Source organism: Mesonia mobilis DSM 19841, assembly GCF_000423405.1.
GTDB classification, from domain to species: Bacteria; Bacteroidota; Bacteroidia; order Flavobacteriales; family Flavobacteriaceae; genus Mesonia; species Mesonia mobilis.
Genome location: NZ_AUHX01000001.1, coordinates 109,067 through 130,533, shown reverse-complemented (window position 1 = coordinate 130,533; position 21,467 = coordinate 109,067). Strand labels below are relative to the sequence as shown.

The following is a 21,467-nucleotide window of genomic DNA, read 5'->3' as shown; positions in this document are numbered from 1 at the left end:
AAATCATCACTAATGATATATTTAGATAAATTCTTAAAATATTATTACTAAAACTTAACAAAAAGTTAAAATTTTTATAAATAAATGCTTTTAAACTGTTAAATTTTCACTTTAACACATGTTATTTAATTGTTTTTCACCTACTTCAAAAAGGCTAATTCAAATAAATAAATATGAGAACAAAATTTAAAGTGTTTTGCACACTGCTCAGTGTGCTATTTTCACAACTGCTTTTAGCGCAGGAAAGTGAAATTACAGGAACAGTGACAGACAACAATAATTTACCCTTACCCGGAGTAAATGTTGTGATTAAAGACACCTCGACCGGTACTCAAACCGATTTCGATGGTAATTATTCAATACAAGCGCAAACAGGAGATGTGCTTGTGTTTTCTTATGTAGGGTTAAAAACAGTAGAATACCCGGTGACCAACAATACCACAATTGATGTAGTATTAGAACCAGATTCTGCAGAGTTAGATGAAGTTGTAGTAACTGCATTAGGTATAGAAAGAGAAAAAAAATCTCTTGGTTACGCTACACAAGAAGTTGATGGCTCTGAAGTTTCTGATGTTCCAACAACTAACTTTGCCAATGCGCTTTCAGGAAAAGTTGCGGGATTAAGAATAAATCCTTCTGGTACACTAGGAGGTTCGACAAATACCGTAATTAGGGGTAATGCATCATTAACAGGTAATAATCAAGCTTTATATGTAATTGATGGAACCCCTATTGACAATTCAAATAATAACACTTCTAGCCAAATGTCTGGTGCAGGTGGGTATGATTACGGTAATGCTGCCACAGATATTAATCCTGAAGATATTAAATCTATTAATGTATTAAAGGGTGCAGCAGCTACTGCCTTATATGGTGCAAGAGCTTCAAATGGAGTTATAATTATTGAAACAAAAAAAGGGCAGAAAAATACTGATATAGGTGTTACCATTAGTTCTACACTAATGGCATCACAGGTTAATGAAAATACTTTACCAGTATATCAAAAAAAATATGGTGCTGGTTATGGCCCATATTATGACTCTGATGATGGGTATTTCGGCTTATCAGATATTGATGGTGATGGTATTCCAGATAGAACCACTCCTTTTACAGAAGATGCTTCTTATGGTGGTGCATTTGACGGTCAACCTATCTTTCAGTGGAATTCAATTTATCCACAATTAGATACCTATCAACAAGCAACTCCGTGGCGTGCTGCTGAAAATGATCCTAATTCAATTTGGGAAGGTGGTACAACAGCAATTAATAGTGTTGCATTAAGTGGTGGTACAGATAAAAGTACGTATAGACTAAGCGTTACAAATTTCTTACAAGATGGTAACTTACCGAACAGTGAGATTAAAAGAAATACTGTAAAGTTTAGTGGGTCTCATGATTTTACTGATAAGTTTTCTGCAAACACGAATATCTCATATACCAAAACAGATGGTAGAGGTAGATATGGTACGGGTTATGATTCAGACAATATTATGCAAGCTTTCAGACAATGGTGGCAGGTAAATGTCGATTTAGAAGAACAAAAGCAAGCATACCTTTCTACTAGAGAAAATATTACTTGGAATCCTAACGGACCTAATAATTTGAGTCCTATATATTCTGACAATCCTTATTGGACTAGATATGAAAACTACGAAACCGATACGAGAAATAGATATTTCGGTAACATTAATCTGAATTACGAATTTAACGATGTATTTAGCGTTCTAGGTCGTTTTACATTTGATACTTATGATGAATTAAGAGAGGAAAGAAGAAATGTTGGTAGTTCTGGCGTATCCGGTTATTCTAGATTTAATAATAGAGTTTCAGAATACAATTATGATATAATTCTTAATTTCAATAAAGACTTAACCGACAACATTAATCTAGATGGTAATGCAGGTTGGAATTTAAGAAGAAATAGCATGAATTATATTGATGCTTCCACGAATGGAGGTTTAGCTATCCCAGGATTATACGACCTAAGTAATACTAATAATCCTCTAGAAGCGCCAGATGAGTATGATGCAAAAAATATGCTATTTGGTTTATACGCAAGAGCTGGTTTAGGTTTTGATGATACTTATTTTGTTGAAGGAACAATTAGAAGAGACAAATCATCAACCTTACCTACAGATAATAATGTCTTTTATTACCCATCAATTTCAACAAGTATATTAGTCTCTAATTTAGTTGAAACAGATTGGTTATCATTTGCCAAGTTTAGAGCTAATTATGCTGAAGTTGGTAACGACACAGACCCTTACAGACTAATAAATACCTATAACGTAAGTTTACCATTTAATGCTAGTGGTAATGCTTCAAACCCTGCAACGCTAAATAATCCTAATTTAAGACCAGAAAGATCTAAAAATTACGAATTAGGTTTAGAGGCAAATTTCTTAAACAATCGATTAGGCTTTGATTTTTCATATTATAATAATAGAACTGAAGATCAAATTACTCCTGTACCAACTTCCGATGCAACAGGATATTCTGCTAGAATTTTAAATGCAGGTACTATCGAAAATAAAGGTATTGAAGTATTGTTTAGAGCAACTCCAATAAAAACTGAAGATTTCAATTGGAATTTATCGGTAAATTGGGCTAGAAACCGTAGTGAGGTTGTTGAACTCACCGATGGAATTGAAAATCTAGAACTTGCAAGTTTACAAGGAGGGGTTTCTATCAATGCGGCACCAGGACAACCTTATGGAGCTATTAGAGGTTCTGATTATGTATATAATGAGAATGGCCAGAAAATTGTTGGTAGCAACGGGTATTATTTAACATCAGATACCAATAATGAAATCATTGGTAATATTCAACCAGATTGGATTGGTGGTGTTCAAAATTCATTTACTTACAAGAATGTAAGCTTATCATTTTTGATTGACGTTCAACAAGGTGGTGATATATTCTCACTAGATACTTGGTATGGTTTCGCAACAGGTTTGTATGATAGAACTGTGGGGACTAACGACTTAGGAAACCCTCTAAGAGCTCCAGTAACAAGTGGTCCTGATAGTGGGGGTAGAATATTACCTGGTGTTACTGAAGATGGAGCACCAAATACAACTAGAGCATCTTTTAATACTTATGCAAATCCTTACGGTTATGCTAGAGATGCTAATAAAGGGCATATTTATGATGCATCTTTTGTTAAACTTAGAGAAGTTAGTTTAAGATATGATTTTTCGAAAAAAATTCTTGAAAACACATTCTTAAGTAGTGCCTCAGTTTCTGTAATTGGTAGAAATTTATGGATCATTCACAAGAATATTCCATATTCAGATCCTGAAGCAGGATTAAGTTCTGGTAATATACAAGGTTATCAATCTGGTGCTTATCCTTCTTTTAGAGAAATTGGAGCAAGTTTAAGACTTAAATTTTAAATAAAATAATATGAAAAAATATATAATCGCAATATTGTTTATAGCAGTGTTTTTCTCCTGCTCAGACGATCAATTCGAAAGTTTAAATACAGATCCTAAAAATCCGCAAGATGTAGCTGCAGATTTTCTTTTCACCTCTTCCACTCAGGCATTAGGTGATCAAATGGCTACGCCTAATGTAAATCTTAATATTTTTAGATTTATATCTCAATACTGGACGGCTACAACTTATCTAGATGAGCCTAATTATAACATTGTCAATAGAAATATCCCTTCAAATCATTGGGCAAGAATTTATCAAAATGTATTATTCGATTTAGAAGATGCAAAAAATAATGTTCAAGAAGGTCAAGTTATAAGTGATGGTCCGCTAAGCGAAGAAGATGCAGCAGCTAGAATTGCTCAAATTGAAGTTTTACAAGTGTATGCTTGGCAAGTTTTAGTAGATACTTTTGGAGATATACCTTATGAAAGTGCTCTTCAAGGAAGTCAAAACCCATTACCTGAATATTCAGAAGCTGAAATGATCTATCAAGATTTGATCAATAGGTTAATTGAAGCTGATGACGCATTAGCTAATGGACAAGGGTTTACAGACGCAGATGTAATATATGAGGGAAATATGAATAACTGGAGAAAATTTTCAAATTCTGTATTGCTTAGATTGGCTATGAGAATTTCAGAATCTAACCCTACCCTATCTCAAGATGCTGCAAATACAGCAATTGATAATGGAGTTATGACGGCAAATTCAGACAATGCATTAATTTATTATCAATCTTCGCCTCCAAATACAAATCCTTTATGGGTAGATTTAGTTCAAAGTGGTAGATCTGATTATGTTACTGCAAATACTATTGTAGATAAATTGAATGAATTAGAAGACCCTAGAAGACCTTTCTATTTTGACGATAACTTAGATAACGGTTATACCGGTGGTACTTACGGTGGAAGTAGCCCTTATGCCTCTTTTACTCATGTTGGTGAAACATTTTTAGATCCAGCACACGAAGGAATTCTTTTAGATTATGCTGAAGTAGAATTTTATTTAGCCGAAGCTGCACAAAGAGGCTATTCTTCTGTTAGTGATGCTGAAAGCCATTATAATGCAGCAATTACAGCATCAATAAATTATTGGGGAGGCTCTGATGATGATGCATCAGATTATTTGTCTCAAACTGAAGTAGCTTATGATTCAACAAATTGGGAAGAACTACTAGGTACGCAATTTTGGATTGCGATGTACGATAACCCTTATCAAGGTTGGAATGTTTGGAGAAAATTTGATGCTCCCGAATTTAATCTACCTGAATCATCTGGAAATCCAGTTCCTTTAAGATACACCTACCCTATAACAGAACAAAATCTAAATACAACGAATTATAACAATGCTGCAAACGCTATAGGAGGTGACACTCAACAAACAGCGTTATTTTGGGATGTTGAATAAAGTGAAAGTGTATAATTAACAAAAGAAATTTCCACTAAACTTTGTCTTTTGTTAATTGAAACCCAGACTTAAAAGTCTGGGTTTTTTTATATTCGCAGATTTTAATAAAAATATTACTTATTAGGCTTTCTACTCATTTTAAAGACCAACTCTCCTCCTTCCATCAATTCTTTAAAAGTAATTATACCGTTTGCAATTACCTTTCCGTTTAAAGTCACAGACTTTACATATACATTCTTTTCACTTTGGTTCTTTGCTTCGATATGTAGTTGCTTTCCGTTAGGTAGTTTTACATCTGCTTTATATATTTTAGGACTACCCAGCATAAATTGACCGGAAGCCGGCGCCATCGGGTAAAAACCTATACTATTGAAAATATACCAAGCACTCATTTGACCGAAATCATCATTACCACCTAAACCTGCCGGAGATGGATTATACATTTCGTTTAAAATTAAACGGATTTTTTCTTGAGCTTTCCAAGCTTGATCCATATAATTATAATAATATAAAATATGGTGAGATGGCTCATTCCCATGTACATAGTTTGCAATAATACCATCTCGAGAAATATCTTCGGTATGTTCAAAATATTTATCGGGCAATTCCATCGTAAATAAAGAATCTAAATGTTGTGAGAATTTTTTTTCACCACCCATTAATTGAATCATTTCTTTGGGTTCGTGAGGTACGTAAAGACTATAATTCCAACTATTGCCTTCTATAAAACCACGCTGACTAGTATTTAGAGGATCAAAATCTTGTAGAAAACTTCCATCACTCAATTTTGCTCGCATAAAGCCGATTGATCGATCATAAACATTTCTCCAATTTTCTGAACGCTTTTTAGTTTGATCAAATTTTCTCCAAAAACCGGTATAAGTTTGTTTTCCATTCTTTTGATGACCATAATTTTTGATGGGCTTATTAAAACTCATTGAGAAATAGACGGTTCGAGTTCGTGCCCAACCATTAGTTTGTCGAAAACCGGTTACCAAAGTGTCGTTTTCAACACGTACAAATGTCCACACATTTTTACCATCATAATTATAAATTCGGTGAGTGAGATCGAAAATTAAGTGATTTTATCCTTCAGCATTAAACGTATATTGATGTATCACAACTCTTTCTGAAGCTGTAAATTCTGCATTAATATTATAATCTTTTAATTCTACTTGTAATATCCGGCTTCTGCATTTTCATTTTTATGAGAAAATCGAGAACGATAACCTGCATCAGGATTAGAAGCTGTATTCGGGTTAAGTTGAAGTTTTCCGGTAGTTGGCATTAGTAAAAAATCTCCTAGATCTGAATGTCCCGTCCCACTAAAATGTGTATGACTAAAACCTACAATGGTAGGATCGTCGTATTGATAGCCGGCACAATATTTATAAACATCGGGATTGTATTTTCCGTTTACAGCAAAAGGAATGGTATCTGTATCAGGACTTAATTGCACCATCCCAAACGGAGCGGTGGCACCGGGATAGGTGTGTCCCATTTTTGCAGTACCAATTAAAGGATCTACAAATTTCACCAAATCTTTTTCTTGCGCTTGGCTATGAACGAATGCCATAACTAAAGCGATGAAAAATGAGTTTTTAAGAAAGCATTTCATAAATGATCTAATTCTGAATTTTATAAATTATGATTTAAAATTTTATTTATTAGAAAGTGAATATGGATAGGCTTCTTTTGAAGTTCCTCGAGTTTTATTGGGAACCGATTGCATTTTAAAATCTAATTGAACTCCTTTCATTAATTCAAAATGATTCAACCAATTTTTAGTATAAACTTCGCCATTCATTTCAAGTTGATCAACATATTTATTTTCTTCTGAATTTTCTTCAGCATCGATAACAATATCATTTCCGTTTTCTAAATGAATCGTCATCTTTTTGAAATAAGGTGTTCCTAAAACGTACTGTTCTGTTGCGGGACAAACCGGGTAAAAACCCATTGCGCTAAATACGTACCAAGCAGAGGTTTGGCCATTATCTTCATCACCGCAATAACCATCGGGTTTCGCAGCGTATAACCTATTCATCGTCTCTCGAATCCAATACTGAGTTTTCCAAGGCTGCCCGGCATAATTGTATAAATAAATCATATGCTGAATAGGCTGATTTCCGTGCGCATATTGTCCCATATTTGCAATTTGCATCTCTCGTATCTCATGAATAACTCCACCGTAATAACTATCGTCAAACACGGGTGGCATGCTAAATACAGCATCTAATTTTTTAGTGAAATTTTCTTTTCCACCCATTAAGTCTGATAAACCTTGAATATCGTGAAAAACCGACCAAGTGTAATGCCAGCTGTTTCCTTCTGTAAAAGCGTCGCCCCACTTAAACGGATTAAACGGAGATTGAAAAGTACCATCTTCATTTTTACCACGCATTAATCCTGTTTTTTCATCAAAAAGTTTCTGATAGTTTAAGCTTCTTTTTTTATAAAGTTTGATCTCTTTTGTAGGCCGATTTAATTTTTTAGCTAATTGATAGATCGCAAAATCATCATAAGCGTATTCTAAAGTTCTTGCAGCACTTTCGTTTATACCTACATTGTAAGGTACATAGCCTAATTTCGTATAATATGGCGCTCCGGCTCTACCGACGGCAGTCATTGGCCCTTCATTATTCGCTCCGTTAAGCAAAGCTTTATAAAGTTTATCGATATCATAACCACGAAGTCCTTTTACATATGCATCGGCAACCACAGAAGCAGAATTATTTCCTACCATAATATTGGCATAACCGGGGCTAGACCATTCGGGTAACCAACCACCTTCTTTATAATCATTGACCAAACCTGCTTGCATTTCTTCATTGATCGAAGGATAAACCAAATTTAGAAAAGGATATAGCGCTCGAAATGTGTCCCAAAATCCTGTGCCGGCAAACATATAACCTTCTTCAATTTTACCATTATACGGACTCCAATGCACAATTTCATCTGCACCATTGATTTCATAGAGTTTATTGGGGAAGAAAAGTGTTCGATACAAACAAGAGTAAAAAGTTCGCTTTTTATCGATATCATTAGATTCAATTTCTATTCGACTTAATTTTTCATTCCACTCTTCTCGAGCTTTACGTTTGGTATCTTCAAAAGTATCTGTTCCTAATTCTCTTTCAAGATTTAATTCAGCTTGTTCTAAACTTATAAATGAAGAAGCAACTTTCACATGAACATCCTCTCCTTTTTTCGTTTTAAAACCTACAACAGCTCCTGTATGATTAGCATCTTGCGAAAGTTTTTCACTTAATGTATCGTTATAAAAAGTCTTTTTTAAATGAAATGGACGATCAAAAATCAGAACAAAATGATTTTTAAAATTTTTTAAATCTCCTCGGGCATAATTTTCAGTGTAGCCGATAATTTTATTTTCTGAAGGAATAATTTTCACAAAAGACCCTTTATCTAAAGCATCTAAAACCACATAAGCGCTATCGGTTTCAGGAAATATAAACTTAAATTGCGCAGCACGCTCAGTTGGAGTTAAGGCAGCGGTCACATTGTGATCTGCCAAATAAACTTGATAAAAATAAGGTGTTGCAACTTCAGATTTATGAGAAAACCAACTTGCGCGTTCACTTTGTTTAAATTTAAGTTTTCCAGTAATTGGCATAATACTAAACTTCCCATAATCATTCATCCAAGGGGAAGGTTGATGGGTTTGTTTAAAACCATTAATTTTATCTGCTGAATATTGATAAGCCCAACCGTGATTCATCGGTCCGGTTTGCGGTGTCCAAAGATTCATTCCCCAAGGAAGACCAACCGCAGGATAAGTGTTCCCGTTAGAAAGGCTTACTTTAGAATCTGTTCCCATTAATGGGTTTACATAGTCTACCGGTTCTTGTGCTATAAGTAAAGAAGTAACTAGAAAAAAGAATAGAAAATGTTTCATAATTTCAAATTTCAGTAAATTTAGCAAAACGTTTTAGTTAAAAGTTCAAACATAAAAAAAGCGATGCATTTGCATCGCTTTTAAATTAAATTTCCTTAGTGATTATCCTTCTGTATCACCAGTTTGCTTCTTCATCATAATTGCTTGAAGCTGTTGCTGAAGTTCTTGATTAGTTTGAATTGCAGCCGCAACTTCTTGATATCTCTGCATGGTTAAACCTTTCTTTTTAATTAAAGCTTCCATTTCAGATTGTAATTTTGGCTGCATTGCCTGAATTTCTGCCATCACTTGCTTGTGTGCAGTTAATTCTTTTTCAGTGGCTTCAACTTCTGTATTAGGATCCATTTGCGCTTTTTGAATCTTCTGAAATTTTTCAACATCTAATCCAGACTCTTCAATCATTGCTACCATTTCTTGCTGAGCTTTTTGGTTTTCCATCTGTACTGCTTGATAAGCATCTGCAAATTTATTTAAATCTTGATCGGTAACTTTTTTAGCTTCTGTTTGAGCAGACATACTAATCGTCCCAAGGGTTGCTAAAAATAAAAATAGGTTTAGTTTTACTGATTTTAACATAATTTTTCTTTAAGTTTTACTTCTTTTTCAGTTTGTAAAAATAACTTTCTATGATAATAACAAATATCTTTGAAAAATTCCTACACCCTAATTTTCTCAAATGTAATGCCATTAATTTGGAATGCCAAGAAAATCAAGCATCTTAACGTTGTTTAATGATTTAAAAAATCTTTTAAATTCTCTAAAACTTTGAGCGACAAACGTTCTTGAGTTTCTTGAGACCACCCCGCACTTTTTTCTGAAATAATGACATTTGATCGTTTTTTGACGGTTGAAGGGAGTGAGTTTGTGGCATCTCCATCAAAAATTGCGTAATTATTACTCAACTCTAACCAGTTTTTAAAAGATTTTTCTTCAAACGGAAAGCCTAAGGAGGTATTGATTAAAAGTTTATGATCACCGAATTGTTTGAATTCTTTTTCTTTTAAAATCTCTGTATTTTTTGGAAGATGAATAGAGATTATTTCGCAAGTATCTAATAAATTCTTTAATTCTAGATATTGAAGTTTTTCATGTTCTAATTCTTTTTTACGAGTTCTGCTGAAATAAAAAACCTCAACATTTAAAGCTTCTAAAGCTTTGGCTAATAATTGACCGGTTGTTCCTAAACCTACGATTCCAAATTTTCGACCACTTAATTCTACCGGTTGTTCCTTCCATTGGTGTTTCCCGAAGCCGTGTAAAAGCTGAATGACTTCAGAAATTACAAATTCAATTACGCCGGTGTCGCCATAATCGAATATTCCAGTGACCTTTATATTTTTTTGTTTAGCATAGTTGACCGCTACATTGGCAGATTCATCATTAAATAACGAACAAGCCAAACCAATGTATTTTAAATTTTTAGAGTTATCTATTATTTCTTCTGAAATTTCTGTTCGCCAAGAAACAATAATTGCTTCCGCCTCCTCTACTCTATTTTTAACTTCATCTTCTGTAGGTTCATCGTGATAAACTTCAACCTCATCCGCATAATTTTTCAATTCTTCTAAAGCAGATGTATTCATCTTCGTTTCATCAACAACGACAATTTTTTTAAATTTTTCCATAGCAGGAAAATAAAAAACCGATGAGGAACAACTCACCGGTTTTGGAAAATTTTAGGTTTCATCTATTCTGAAATTGCATTATTACACTTCGACAAGCTCATTGTGACATTTTAATTTCAGTTAAAAAAATATCTGAATGAGATGCTGAAATCAAAGATTCAACGTTAGTTAATCAAGTTCAGCATGACGTTCTGATTTTAATCTATAAAGGAATATTTCCGTGTTTTCTTTGAGGACGTAATACTTTTTTATGTTCTAACATACTGAAACCTTTTAACAGCTTTCTTCTCGTATCGCGTGGCATAATTACTTCATCTATAAATCCACGTTTAGCAGCTTCAAACGGAGTAGCAAACAACTCAGCGTATTCGGCTTCTTTTTCAGCTAATTTTGCTTCACTATCATCGGCTTCACTAATTTCTTTTCTAAAAATAATTTCGCTGGCTCCTTTAGCTCCCATTACCGCAATTTCTGCACTTGGCCAAGCAAAATTTAAATCGGCTCCAATGTGTTTTGAGTTCATCACATCGTAAGCACCTCCGTATGCTTTACGCGTAATTACAGTAACTTTTGGCACGGTTGCTTCACTTAAAGCGTAGAGTAATTTTGCTCCGTGAAGGATAATTCCGTTCCACTCTTGGTCGGTTCCCGGCAAGAATCCCGGAACATCTACCAATACCAATAACGGAATATTAAAACAATCACAAAAACGCGTAAATCGTGCAGCTTTTTTCGAAGAATCTACATCTAAAACACCTGCCAAACTCATCGGTTGGTTGGCAACGATGCCAATACTTCTTCCGCCTAAACGAGCGAAACCAACAATAATATTTTCAGCATAATCTTTATGAATTTCAAAGAAAGAATCTTCATCGATAATTCCGTTAATCACCTCATGCATATCGTAAGGTTTATTGGAACTATCTGGAATTAATTCATCTAATTTCGGGCGAAGCTCATCGCCTAATTCATAAGGCAATTTTTCTGGCGCTTGCTGATTGTTTTGTGGCATATAGCCAATCATTTTTTTGATATCTTCTAAACAAGCAATATCGTTAATGGCAACGCGATGCGTAACTCCAGATTTGGTGGAATGTGTGCTTGCGCCACCTAATTCTTCTGAAGTTACTTCTTCATTTGTTACCGTTTTCACTACGTTTGGACCGGTCACGAACATATAACTCGTGTCTTGTACCATTAACGTAAAATCGGTCATTGCCGGAGAATAAACAGCTCCACCGGCACAAGGCCCCATAATTGCGGAAATCTGTGGAATGACTCCGGAAGATTTTACATTTCGATGAAAAATATCAGCATAACCCCCTAAAGATCGAACACCTTCTTGAATTCTCGCTCCACCAGAATCGTTTAAACCGATCATTGGTGCGCCGACTTTCACCGCTAAATCCATTACTTTACAGATTTTTTCGGCATGCGTTTCTGAAAGTGAACCACCGAAAACCGTAAAATCTTGTGCGAAAACGTAAACTAATCTTCCATTAATGGTTCCGTAGCCGGTGATGACTCCGTCGCCATAGATTTTCTGTTTGTCCATCCCGAATTCTGTAGTTCGGTGTGTAACAAGAATCCCGATTTCTTCAAAAGAACCTTCATCTAACAAATAATCTACCCGTTCTCTAGCGGTTAATTTTTTCTTTTCGTGTTGTTTGGCAATTCGCTTCTCGCCACCACCTAAATGGGCGTTTTTGATTTTTTCTTGAAGCTGATCTATATTTTTTTGACTCATTTGATTTTAGAATTCAGAATTATTTTAATCTCCTGCAAGATCTTCGAGACCTTGTAGGTCTATAAATTATATTCTTAAGTTTTTCAATATTTATAATTCTTTTTTCATCTGTTCATACCTACAAGGTTTTAGAAACCTTGCAGGAAGTTAAACGCTTAGATTATTCCGTTATCGGTAAACGTAATTGTTGCTGATCTTTTAAATATTGTCTTAATGCTATGATTGCTGCCAATTTTGATTCTTCTTCAGTTTTGGCGTGAAGCTTTTCAGCTGAATAATATTTCTTTACAAAATGGGTATCAAAATTTCCGCTGCGGAATGCTTCGTGCTCACAAACAAACTTCCCAAAAGGCAAGGTGGTTGAAACACCTTCAATTTGATAAGCATCGATCGCTTCGATCATTAATTGAATGGCTTCTTCTCTACTTTTACCGTAAGTCACCAATTTTGCTAACATCGGGTCGTAATAAATTGGCACATCCATTCCTTCTTCAAACCCATTATCGAGGCGAATATTTTCACCCTCAGGAATTACGTATTTTTCTAAATTCCCGACGCTTGGTAAGAAATCGTCTAACGGATCTTCAGCATAAACCCTTAATTCTAAGGCGTGACCAGTGATGGTTAAATCTTCTTGTGTAAAACTTAAAGCTTCACCTCGAGCAACTTTAATTTGCTCTTCTACTAAATCTATTCCTGTAATTAATTCGGTTACGGGATGTTCTACTTGCAAACGCGTATTCATTTCTAAGAAATAAAAATTTCTACGTTCATCAAATAAAAATTCAACCGTTCCCGCGCCCACATAATCGCAAGCTTTGGCAACACGAACGGCAGCTTCTCCCATTTCTTTTCGTAAAGCTTCATCTAACACTACCGACGGAGCTTCTTCAACTACTTTTTGGTGACGCCGTTGTACGCTACATTCTCTTTCAAAAAGATGTACGGTATTGCCATGTTCATCGGCTAACACCTGAATTTCAATATGGCGTGGTGAAGCCACATATTTTTCAATAAAAACAGAACCATCGCCGAAAGCAGATTCTGCTTCGCTAATGGCACGCTTCATTTGTTCTTCTAACACCTCTTCACTTTCAACCACGCGCATTCCTTTACCACCACCACCGGCAGAAGCTTTGATAAGAATAGGAAAACCGATTTCTTTAGCGATTTTCTTGGCTTTTTCGGTATCGGTAATGGCTTCATCTATACCGGGAACCATAGGAATGTCGTAAGCTTTCACCGCATCTTTTGCTGCGAGCTTGCTTCCCATTATCTCGATGGCGTGAGGTTTTGGACCTATAAATTTAATGCCACTATCGGTTACCGCTTTTGCAAATTGGGCATTTTCACTTAAAAATCCGTAACCGGGATGAATCCCATCGACATCAAGTTTTTTTGCGGTTTCTATAATTTTATCGCCTAATAAATAAGATTGATTTGACGGAGCTTCTCCTATACAAACGGCTTCGTCTGCAAATTTTACGTGTGGCGCATTTCTATCTGCGGTTGAATAGATCGCTACGGTTTTGATGCCCATTTTTTGAGCAGACTTCATTACCCGTAAAGCAATTTCTCCGCGATTGGCAACTAATATTTTTTTCATTAGTAATTGTAGTTTTTCTTCTCTTTCATCTTAGAATTTTTTTAATCTACATGCTGAGGATGAGATGCTGGGTCAAGCCCAGAATGACGAAAGAGTTATTATTCCATTTCAATTAAAAGTTGATTTTTCTCTACGGTTTGTCCTTTTTCGATACTTATCGATTTGATGACCGCATCTCTTGGCGCAGTTAAGGCATTTTCCATTTTCATGGCTTCTAATACTAAAAGGTAATCACCTTCTTTCACCTCATCTCCTTCTTTTACATTAACTTCAAGAATTAAACCAGGCATCGGCGCTTTAATATCGTTTACCATTTGAGCATTACCCAAAGACAATCCCATTTCTTCGATCAATAAATCGAGCTCGTTAGCGATATCGACTTCGTAAGTATTTGAATTGATCTTAACAGTATACTTTCTATTTAGAAAATCGCTTTGAACAACTTCTGCTTTGAAAGATTTGTTTTCTTTTAATACATGGTACTTTTTATCGGAAAGTGGTTGTGCATCAAGATTTTGAATTTCATTTAAATCAAACTCTAACTCAACATCTCCGTTTACTTTAACTTTATAGTTTTTATCCATATTGATAAATAAATAGACTTATTTTTGATGATTTGTAAATATATAAAAATCTAAACTGATATTTTTTGAGAATTCAATTTTGTTGGTAATTTTCTATAGGTAATAAATTAAAATAAATCCTAAAAAATTTCAAACTCCGTATTACGCGGTAATTTCAACTTCTAAATTAAAAATAAAGTCAAAAGCCTATGAAGAAATGGCTAGTAAAATGTTTAGACTAACTCAAGAACAACAAGGTTTTCTAGGAATTGAAAGTGCTCGGGAAAATCTTGGGATTACCGTATCTTATTAGAAATATTTAGAAAGTATTAAAACTTGGAAAGAAAATGCAGCACACCAAATAGCTCAAGAATTAGGTAGAAATAAATGGTATGCTGCTTATAAAGTTAGAATTGCCAAAATAGAAAGGCAATATGAGTTTTAATGCGGTAATTTCTTCCGAAGTAAACCGTAAAGAAAAGTACCTAAAATAGCTCCGGCAATAACAATTAAAATTGAAATATAGCCGACTCCGGCTAATGTATACATTGGTCCCGGACAAGCGCCTGCTAAACCCCAACCTAAGCCAAAAATGATTCCGCCTAAAAGGTATCTTGAAATCCCTTTTTCTTTGGGTTGAAGTGATAGTTCTGAGCCATCGATAGCTTTGTAATTTTTTTTCTTTAGAAATTGAACACCGATCATACCGATAGCAACGGCAGATCCCATAATGCCATACATATGGAAACTAGCAAAGTTGAACATCTCATAAATTCTGAACCACGAAGCAGCTTCAGATTTGTACATAATGATCCCGAAAATCGTTCCGAGAAATAAATAAAGTATTGTTTTCATGTTGATAAATATTTTGATGACCTCTCGACTCCGCTCGAGGTGACATTTTCAAACTGATTTTAAAAAATTAACGGGTAAAATAAATGTACCATTACTAAACCACCAATAAAGAAACCGACAATCGCTATTAACGATGGTAATTGTAGATTACTTAATCCCGAGATACCGTGACCAGAAGTACAACCACCGGCATAACGTGCACCAAAGCCAACTAATAAACCACCACCTAATAAAATGAGTATGTTTTTAAGGTTTAGATTTTCTAAAGCAAAAATCTCTGTGGGTAAATAAGCTTCTCCTACGCTGTTGATTCCGTATTCTTGTAGTTGCGGAAGTAAACTTTCATTGATTTGCACTGTATTATCTGAAAGGTAATTAGCGGCGATAAAACCACCAATTGCGGCACCGATCATAATCGTTAAATTCCATCGTTGAGCTTTCCAATCGAAATTGAAAAAGTCGGCCACTTTGCCTCCACCGCCAATTGAGCATAACGATCTTAGGTTAGAAGACATTCCAAATTGTTTCCCGATAATTAAGAGCGATAACATAAAAATCGCGATTGCGGGTCCGCCGATATACCACGGCCAAGGTTCTAAAATCCAATTCATAGTCATAAAATTTTTTACAAATATGCTCGATTAGTATGAACAAATCTGTAACTCAAGTTACTTAATACTTTTTTAGTAAAAGTTGTTAAGCTTATTCAAATTCACAAAACCTTAATAACGAGAAGATTATTCTATAGATATCTTAGTTGTAAGAAACCAATAAAATAAATCGTTATGAGAAAATGGATAATTTTAGGTGTCGTAACCTTACTAGCAATATTTGTTGGTCAGGCACAAGAAAATTTTGATAAACTACCTATGAATGCGCAAAAGATCGTTAAAGACTATTATGCAGGACATCAGGTTGAAAAAATTGATGCAGATCCTAATTCTGGAGATGAGAGCTATCAGGTAAAATTTAAAAACGGAACCAAAATCGATTTTAATGAAAATGGGAATGCCACCGAAATTTCAGGTGAAGAAAAAATACCTTCAGCACTTATCCCGGAAAAGATGAGATTATTTTTAGAAAACAGATATGGTGACGATTATGTAACCGATTGGAAAATGGATGACGATGGGCACCAAATTGAAATGAAAAGTGGCGCTGAACTTGTTTTTGATCTTGACGGAAACTTTTTGAAAAATAAAAATATATAATGCTTAACCTGCTTTATATCGAAAAAGCCAAGCAAAATTGAATTGCTTGGCTTTTTCTTTTTATACAAAGGGTAAATTTGAATTTTCGATTACATAAAATCTTTAATAGCATCGCTTAGATCGAGAACGCTCACCTTATCTATCTCACGATCTAAAATGCTGCTTCCGGCAGCACTTCTGTAACCGGCAGCACAATGCACTACGATTGGTTTATCGGTAGGAACTTCGTTTGCTCGCTCTCTCAATTCGTGTAACGGTATGTTGATTGAACTTTTAAACGGTTTATTTTCTTGAACCTCAGGTTCGTTTCTAATATCTACGATGGTGTAATTTTCCTGATTATTTTTAAATTCTTCCACATCTACTTTTTCAGAAGAACTTAAATCTCCGGCTAGAGTAATTATTGCTTTTAATTGCTTTTCATAACCGATTTTAGCCATTCTCGCTAAAGCAGTCTCTATCATTTCTACAGAAGGAACTACTAAATAAAAAGCTTCTTCCGGCTGGACGATGGCTCCTAACCAGGTTTCTAATTTTTGTGGTTCACGAATTCCTTGAATATTAAAACTTCCCTTTAAATGATTTGCTTTAAACTCTTCTTCAGCGCTAATATCGACAATTACCGCGCCTGATTCCACTTCATTTACATTTAGTAAAACAGGGACTTCACCAATACTTTTTAAGTAATTATCCGGTCCTTTTTTATTGGTATCTACATCGAAACCAAAATAATGCGGAATCATCGGTTGATCTTTTAAGATCTCTTCTACAAACTCTTCTTCGGTTTGTTCTTTAAACGCCCAATTACCCATTCGCTCATTCCCTAATGTTGAAGATGAAGCATCGCTCATATTTTTCCCACAAAGCGATCCGGCTCCGTGTGCTGGATAAACCAAGGTTTCATCGGGTAAATGCGTGAATTTATCTTTGATCGTATGGTACATTTGTTTGGCTAATTCTTCGCGCTTTGCTTGCATATTTCCTGCTTTTTCACGCAAATCTGGGCGACCAACATTCCCAATGAACAACGTATCGCCGGTAAACATTGCTTTGTCATTACCTTCTTCAGCTAAAACTGTAATACTATCTGGAGAATGCCCGGGAGAATTAATGGCAGAAAATTTTACACTTCCTAACATAAAACTATCGCCGTCATCAAAAGTTTGGTGAGGATAATCGGCTCCTAACAATTCACTTACATAAATCGTTGCACCGGTTTCTTTATGAATTTGGTAATGACTACTGATAAAATCTGCGTGCGGATGTGTTTCAAAAACTGCTACAATTTTAGCATTGTTTTCTTCAGCAAATTGATAATACGGCATCGGATTTCTTGCAGGATCTACCACTGCCATTTTTCCTTCGGAAACGATCGCATAGCTGTAATGCGCTAAAGCTTTATCGTTAAATTGTTTTATATTCATCTCTAAAGATTTTATATTTTACTTCTGTGTTGTTTTTTGTTGATGCTGAAACGGATACATCAACTGTTCTTGAAAACTTTTCGGGAAATCTTCATCTCCTTCAAAGCCTAATTCTATATTTTTTCCGTTTTTGGGAATATAAGCCGTTCCGAACAAATAATCCCAAATACTTAAACTTAATCCGTAATTCATTCCGTAAGGTCGGTCTTTTGGCAATTCTTTTGAATGATGCCAAATGTGCATTTTCGGGTTGTTGAGAATATAACCTAACCAACCGTAACTCCACCCTAAATTGGCGTGATTTAAATGCCCTATAAATACCGAGAACATATGCACGACAAAAAATTGCTCGATACCAAAACCGATCATCGCCAACGGAACATATTGCACAGTTTTATACACAATAGTTTCCATAAAATGAAAGCGAAACTGCGCGGCAAAACCCATTTGTTTTACGCTATGATGTACTTTATGAAACTTCCACAGCCAAGGTTGTTTGTGTAATTGTCGATGAACATTCCATTGAATAAAATCTGCCACCATGAACATAATTAGCAACTGCGCCCAAACGGGAAAATTTTGCACTTCGATCGCAACTATATTTTTGATACCGAAGAGCGATAGAAAATCGTTAAATAATTCTACCCCAACATTCGAGATCGCATTGTAACCTACTAAAGAAAAAAGAAAAAAATTAAACAGAATATAAAAACTATCTAACCAAAAGCCTTTTCTAAAAATAGGCTGATTTTTTCGCCAAGGAATAAATATTTCTAACGCCCAAACCAATAACGATAAACCAATGAGCCAGTAGAAATAGTTTGTCCAAGACGGATTGGTTATTTCACTCACTAAATAGTTGAAATAACCGGTAAACGAATCGCTTATTATTTTTAAATATTTCTCTAACATTTTGCTATCAATCGGTAACAAAAATACACATTATCTTCACTTTTATAAGTAACCGGTGTTACATTGAAAATTTCTTGTGATTTCAACTTAAAAATCAAAGCTTCTTTTTGGCGAACATTCTTACTACAGAACCTTTGCCTACGTGCTTTTCACCTTCATTGAGACTGGTTTCTACTTCTTGAAGTTCTAAGAAATCATAATTGATGAATGACTCTTTAAATTCTTCCACAGAAAATAAAAGCTCAGCGTTTTTTGGTCCACCAATGTTGGGATATTTCTTTTGATAATTGGGATGATCTTGACCAAAACCTTCAGCAATTAAAAATCCGCCAGTTTTTAAAAGTCGATCGATCTTTTTGAAATAAGACGCTCTTTTGGTAGTTTCAACGTGAGCATAAATTAAGGCTATCGCATCAAAAGAATTTTCCTTATAAGGAATTTCAAGAAAATCTTGTGTGGAATAGTTAATTCCTACATTAGAATCTTCAGCATATTCAAGTGCTTTTTCTTTTGCTATATTGCTAATATCGAAAGCTTCAACTTGCCAATTATTTTTAGCCGCAAAAACAGCGTTTCTCCCCTCGCCTTCGGCAACGAATAAAATTTTACCGGAAGGTAATTCTTTCAACTTTTCAGCTAAATAGACATTCGGAGATTTTCCGTAGATATATTCTTTGGTATTAAATTTTTCGTTCCAAAATTCTTTCATCTTACATCATCATTTCTTTATAAAAAATATAGATTCCCATCACTAACACCAACCAACCGAAAGCTTTTTTAAGTTTAGCACCATCGATAAATTTATTCAGGTAAATCCCTATAAAAATTCCGACGATAGCAAATGCTGAAAAAGAAAGCAGAAAAGTCCAATCGATCTCGATTTGCAAAGCATCACCTAAAAAGCCAATTAGCGAATTAAGTGCAATGATGAATAAAGAAGTGGCTGCTGCTTTTTTAATAGGAAGTTTTGCCAGAAATATTAAAATTGGGACAATAATAAAACCACCACCGGCGCCAACTAAACCAGTGACGATTCCGGTAAAAACGCCTAATAAAATCAGGCTGAAATAATTTGTTGTTTTGGGTTTGTCTGTTCCGGTTTCTATAACTTTCTTCTTTTTATCTAACATCATCGAGAAAGAAGCGGCTAACATTAATATGGCGAAAAACACCATAATAGCAACGTCTTTGGTAAATAATATGGATTGATTTTGAAAAATGACTTCAGGTATAGCGGGAATAATGAATTTTCTAGTTGAAAATACCGCAAATACCGCCGGAATGGCAAAAATGAGCGAAGTTCCAAAACTTACTAAACCTTTTTGCAGGTTTTTAATGGCACCGAACATCGAGGAAATACCGACTACAAATAAAGAATAACCGGTAGCCAACACCGGATCGATCCCTAATAAATATACAAATACCGGAACAGTTAAAATGGAACCACCGCCGCCGGTAAGCCCTAAAACGATCCCGATAATTAATGCTGCTATAAACCCTAAAATGCTAATTAACATTTGCTATTTTTTCAATTCTGTAAACAAAACTAGATAAAAGAAAAGTTAGCTAGCGTGATAAAAGTTACACAGCTAATAATTTAATTGAATTTCGATGTAATTCGATAGCGTGCTGGTTTTCTAATTTTTTTAATAAACGAGAGATCACTACGCGCGATGAATTGAGATCGCGTGCAATTTCTTGATGCGTAATTTCTATAAGATTACTTTTAAAAAGCTTTTTTTTATGCTGAAGGTATTTTATAAGTCGATCGTCTAATTTTGAAAAAGCAATGTTATCGATAGATTGAAGAACTTCCATTAATCGATGATGGTAACTATCGAACACAAAATTTCGCCAGCTTTTGAATTTAGAAGACCATTCTTCCATTTTTTGAACAGGAATCATCAATAAAGTGGCATTGGTTTCTGCTACTGCTTTAATTTCACTTTTTTTACTGCCAATACAGCAAGCTAAGGTCATTGCACAGGTATCGCCTTTTTCTAAGAAGTACAGTAAGAGCTCGTCACCGTTTTCATCTTCTCGTAGAATCTTAATCGCTCCGGTTAAAATTAACGGCATCGATCTGATGTAATCGCCAACATTAATGAGTTCTTCACCGGCTTTAACTTCTTTAAAAATGGCAACTTTATTGATCTCTTCTACTAATTCAGGCTGAAATAAACCGCCGTAATTTTGCTGAAGCTCTACTGAATGCATACACAAAGAGTTTATTTTTCTACTTGAGAAACTTCTTCCGAAGATACCATTTTTTCTTGTTTGTTGCCCCACATGTTCATCGCGTAATTTAACACATCGGCAACTTCTTGGTCAGATAATCCCATTGGCGTCATTACATTGTCGTAGGTTTTACCATTTACGATAATTTCTCCGCTTAATCCGTATTTAACTGCGTGAATACTTTCTTCCCGTTTCTTAGTGAACCAATCTGATTTTCGAAGCGGCGGATATGAGTTTGGGATTCCGTTACCAGTCGCTAAGTGACATTGCGCACAATTTTTGCTGTAGACAGATTTCCCTCTAGCCATACTTTCTTGAAGCGGCGTTTTTTTTGTTTCAACTTTTGATGCTTCTGGAGCTGTATCGTTATTTGATGTTTTTTCGTTTTTACAAGCTACCAATAATATAGTGGTAAGTGAGATATAAAGTAGTTTTTTCATGGTGAGTTTTGTTATTTTAAAACCTTGGAAATGATTTTATCGTATAAATTTTCAGAATTAATTAGAAATTTGAACTATGATAAAT

General features: G+C 34.9%; 17 protein-coding genes and 1 pseudogene. 3 read left to right on the top strand and 15 right to left on the bottom strand.

The window, feature by feature from the left end; translation table 11 throughout:
- Positions 1–173: 173 nt before the first annotated feature.
- A complete protein-coding gene (locus G551_RS0100520; RefSeq protein ID WP_027883724.1) occupies positions 174–3,395 on the top strand; it encodes a SusC/RagA family TonB-linked outer membrane protein in 3,222 nt (1,073 codons plus the stop codon).
- A 10-nt stretch (positions 3,396–3,405) separates the two neighbouring features.
- Positions 3,406–4,845 (top strand): SusD/RagB family nutrient-binding outer membrane lipoprotein, encoded by a 1,440-nt coding sequence (locus tag G551_RS0100515; protein WP_027883723.1) that lies wholly within the window; start codon positions 3,406–3,408, stop codon positions 4,843–4,845.
- A gap of 113 nt (positions 4,846–4,958) precedes the next feature.
- Here the strand turns inward: G551_RS0100515 and G551_RS16330 are convergent.
- The 9 genes and pseudogenes from G551_RS16330 to G551_RS0100470 form a co-directional block, all read right to left on the bottom strand.
- A pseudogene (locus G551_RS16330) lies at positions 4,959–6,421 on the bottom strand (GH92 family glycosyl hydrolase).
- An 84-nt stretch (positions 6,422–6,505) separates the two neighbouring features.
- Positions 6,506–8,761 carry a GH92 family glycosyl hydrolase gene (locus G551_RS0100505; RefSeq protein WP_036243026.1) on the bottom strand — a complete coding sequence of 752 codons (2,256 nt, stop codon included), beginning with the start codon at positions 8,759–8,761 and terminating at the stop codon, positions 6,506–6,508.
- 102 nt (positions 8,762–8,863) lie between these two features.
- Entirely contained in the window at positions 8,864–9,337 is a 474-nt protein-coding gene (locus tag G551_RS0100500) for a DUF4168 domain-containing protein (protein WP_027883721.1), read from the bottom strand.
- 152 nt (positions 9,338–9,489) lie between these two features.
- Positions 9,490–10,386 (bottom strand): NAD(P)-dependent oxidoreductase, encoded by an 897-nt coding sequence (locus tag G551_RS0100495; protein ID WP_027883720.1) that lies wholly within the window; start codon positions 10,384–10,386, stop codon positions 9,490–9,492.
- Between the two features lie 202 nt (positions 10,387–10,588).
- Positions 10,589–12,133, bottom strand: a complete 1,545-nt coding sequence (locus tag G551_RS0100490; protein ID WP_027883719.1) for an acyl-CoA carboxylase subunit beta — start codon at positions 12,131–12,133, stop codon at positions 10,589–10,591.
- Positions 12,134–12,293: 160 nt separating this feature from the next.
- Positions 12,294–13,739, bottom strand: a complete 1,446-nt coding sequence (gene accC, locus G551_RS0100485) for an acetyl-CoA carboxylase biotin carboxylase subunit (RefSeq protein WP_027883718.1) — start codon at positions 13,737–13,739, stop codon at positions 12,294–12,296.
- Between the two features lie 98 nt (positions 13,740–13,837).
- On the bottom strand, positions 13,838–14,323 hold the full coding sequence (locus tag G551_RS0100480; protein WP_027883717.1) for a biotin/lipoyl-containing protein: 486 nt from the start codon (positions 14,321–14,323) through the stop codon (positions 13,838–13,840).
- Positions 14,324–14,743: 420 nt separating this feature from the next.
- Entirely contained in the window at positions 14,744–15,157 is a 414-nt protein-coding gene (locus G551_RS0100475; RefSeq protein ID WP_027883716.1) for a DUF6691 family protein, read from the bottom strand.
- A gap of 59 nt (positions 15,158–15,216) precedes the next feature.
- Positions 15,217–15,768 carry a YeeE/YedE thiosulfate transporter family protein gene (locus tag G551_RS0100470; RefSeq protein ID WP_027883715.1) on the bottom strand — a complete coding sequence of 184 codons (552 nt, stop codon included), beginning with the start codon at positions 15,766–15,768 and terminating at the stop codon, positions 15,217–15,219.
- A 174-nt stretch (positions 15,769–15,942) separates the two neighbouring features.
- Here G551_RS0100470 and G551_RS0100465 point away from each other — a divergent pair, with 174 nt between their 5' ends.
- Complete coding sequence (locus G551_RS0100465; protein WP_027883714.1) at positions 15,943–16,368, top strand: PepSY-like domain-containing protein; 426 nt, start codon at positions 15,943–15,945, stop codon at positions 16,366–16,368.
- A gap of 89 nt (positions 16,369–16,457) precedes the next feature.
- Here G551_RS0100465 and G551_RS0100460 read toward each other — a convergent pair whose 3' ends face one another.
- The 6 genes from G551_RS0100460 to G551_RS0100435 form a co-directional block, all read right to left on the bottom strand.
- Complete coding sequence (locus G551_RS0100460) at positions 16,458–17,792, bottom strand: MBL fold metallo-hydrolase (RefSeq protein ID WP_027883713.1); 1,335 nt, start codon at positions 17,790–17,792, stop codon at positions 16,458–16,460.
- A gap of 18 nt (positions 17,793–17,810) precedes the next feature.
- Entirely contained in the window at positions 17,811–18,704 is an 894-nt protein-coding gene (locus tag G551_RS0100455; RefSeq protein WP_036243023.1) for a sterol desaturase family protein, read from the bottom strand.
- A gap of 94 nt (positions 18,705–18,798) precedes the next feature.
- Entirely contained in the window at positions 18,799–19,413 is a 615-nt protein-coding gene (locus tag G551_RS0100450) for a class I SAM-dependent methyltransferase (RefSeq protein WP_027883711.1), read from the bottom strand.
- Position 19,414: 1 nt separating this feature from the next.
- Entirely contained in the window at positions 19,415–20,221 is an 807-nt protein-coding gene (locus tag G551_RS0100445; RefSeq protein ID WP_027883710.1) for a sulfite exporter TauE/SafE family protein, read from the bottom strand.
- A gap of 64 nt (positions 20,222–20,285) precedes the next feature.
- Entirely contained in the window at positions 20,286–20,921 is a 636-nt protein-coding gene (locus G551_RS0100440) for a Crp/Fnr family transcriptional regulator (RefSeq protein WP_027883709.1), read from the bottom strand.
- 11 nt (positions 20,922–20,932) lie between these two features.
- Positions 20,933–21,382 carry a c-type cytochrome gene (locus tag G551_RS0100435; RefSeq protein ID WP_027883708.1) on the bottom strand — a complete coding sequence of 150 codons (450 nt, stop codon included), beginning with the start codon at positions 21,380–21,382 and terminating at the stop codon, positions 20,933–20,935.
- Between the last annotated feature and the right edge of the window lie 85 nt (positions 21,383–21,467).

Excerpts from the sequence above, each read along its gene's own strand:
- G551_RS0100480 (WP_027883717.1), bottom strand. The coding sequence starts at position 14,323 with ATGGATAAAAACTATAAAGTTAAAGTAAACGGAGATGTTGAGTTAGAG.
- G551_RS0100450 (WP_027883711.1), bottom strand. The coding sequence starts at position 19,413 with ATGAAAGAATTTTGGAACGAAAAATTTAATACCAAAGAATATATCTAC.
- G551_RS0100500 (WP_027883721.1), bottom strand. The coding sequence starts at position 9,337 with ATGTTAAAATCAGTAAAACTAAACCTATTTTTATTTTTAGCAACCCTT.
- G551_RS0100435 (WP_027883708.1), bottom strand. The coding sequence starts at position 21,382 with ATGAAAAAACTACTTTATATCTCACTTACCACTATATTATTGGTAGCT.
- G551_RS0100490 (WP_027883719.1), bottom strand. The coding sequence starts at position 12,133 with ATGAGTCAAAAAAATATAGATCAGCTTCAAGAAAAAATCAAAAACGCC.
- G551_RS0100475 (WP_027883716.1), bottom strand. The coding sequence starts at position 15,157 with ATGAAAACAATACTTTATTTATTTCTCGGAACGATTTTCGGGATCATT.
- G551_RS0100455 (WP_036243023.1), bottom strand. The coding sequence starts at position 18,704 with ATGTTAGAGAAATATTTAAAAATAATAAGCGATTCGTTTACCGGTTAT.
- G551_RS0100520 (WP_027883724.1), top strand. The coding sequence starts at position 174 with ATGAGAACAAAATTTAAAGTGTTTTGCACACTGCTCAGTGTGCTATTT.
- G551_RS0100440 (WP_027883709.1), bottom strand. The coding sequence starts at position 20,921 with ATGCATTCAGTAGAGCTTCAGCAAAATTACGGCGGTTTATTTCAGCCT.
- G551_RS0100470 (WP_027883715.1), bottom strand. The coding sequence starts at position 15,768 with ATGAATTGGATTTTAGAACCTTGGCCGTGGTATATCGGCGGACCCGCA.
- accC (WP_027883718.1), bottom strand. The coding sequence starts at position 13,739 with ATGAAAAAAATATTAGTTGCCAATCGCGGAGAAATTGCTTTACGGGTA.
- G551_RS0100460 (WP_027883713.1), bottom strand. The coding sequence starts at position 17,792 with ATGAATATAAAACAATTTAACGATAAAGCTTTAGCGCATTACAGCTAT.
- G551_RS0100495 (WP_027883720.1), bottom strand. The coding sequence starts at position 10,386 with ATGGAAAAATTTAAAAAAATTGTCGTTGTTGATGAAACGAAGATGAAT.
- G551_RS0100465 (WP_027883714.1), top strand. The coding sequence starts at position 15,943 with ATGAGAAAATGGATAATTTTAGGTGTCGTAACCTTACTAGCAATATTT.
- G551_RS0100505 (WP_036243026.1), bottom strand. The coding sequence starts at position 8,761 with ATGAAACATTTTCTATTCTTTTTTCTAGTTACTTCTTTACTTATAGCA.
- G551_RS0100515 (WP_027883723.1), top strand. The coding sequence starts at position 3,406 with ATGAAAAAATATATAATCGCAATATTGTTTATAGCAGTGTTTTTCTCC.
- G551_RS0100445 (WP_027883710.1), bottom strand. The coding sequence starts at position 20,221 with ATGTTAATTAGCATTTTAGGGTTTATAGCAGCATTAATTATCGGGATC.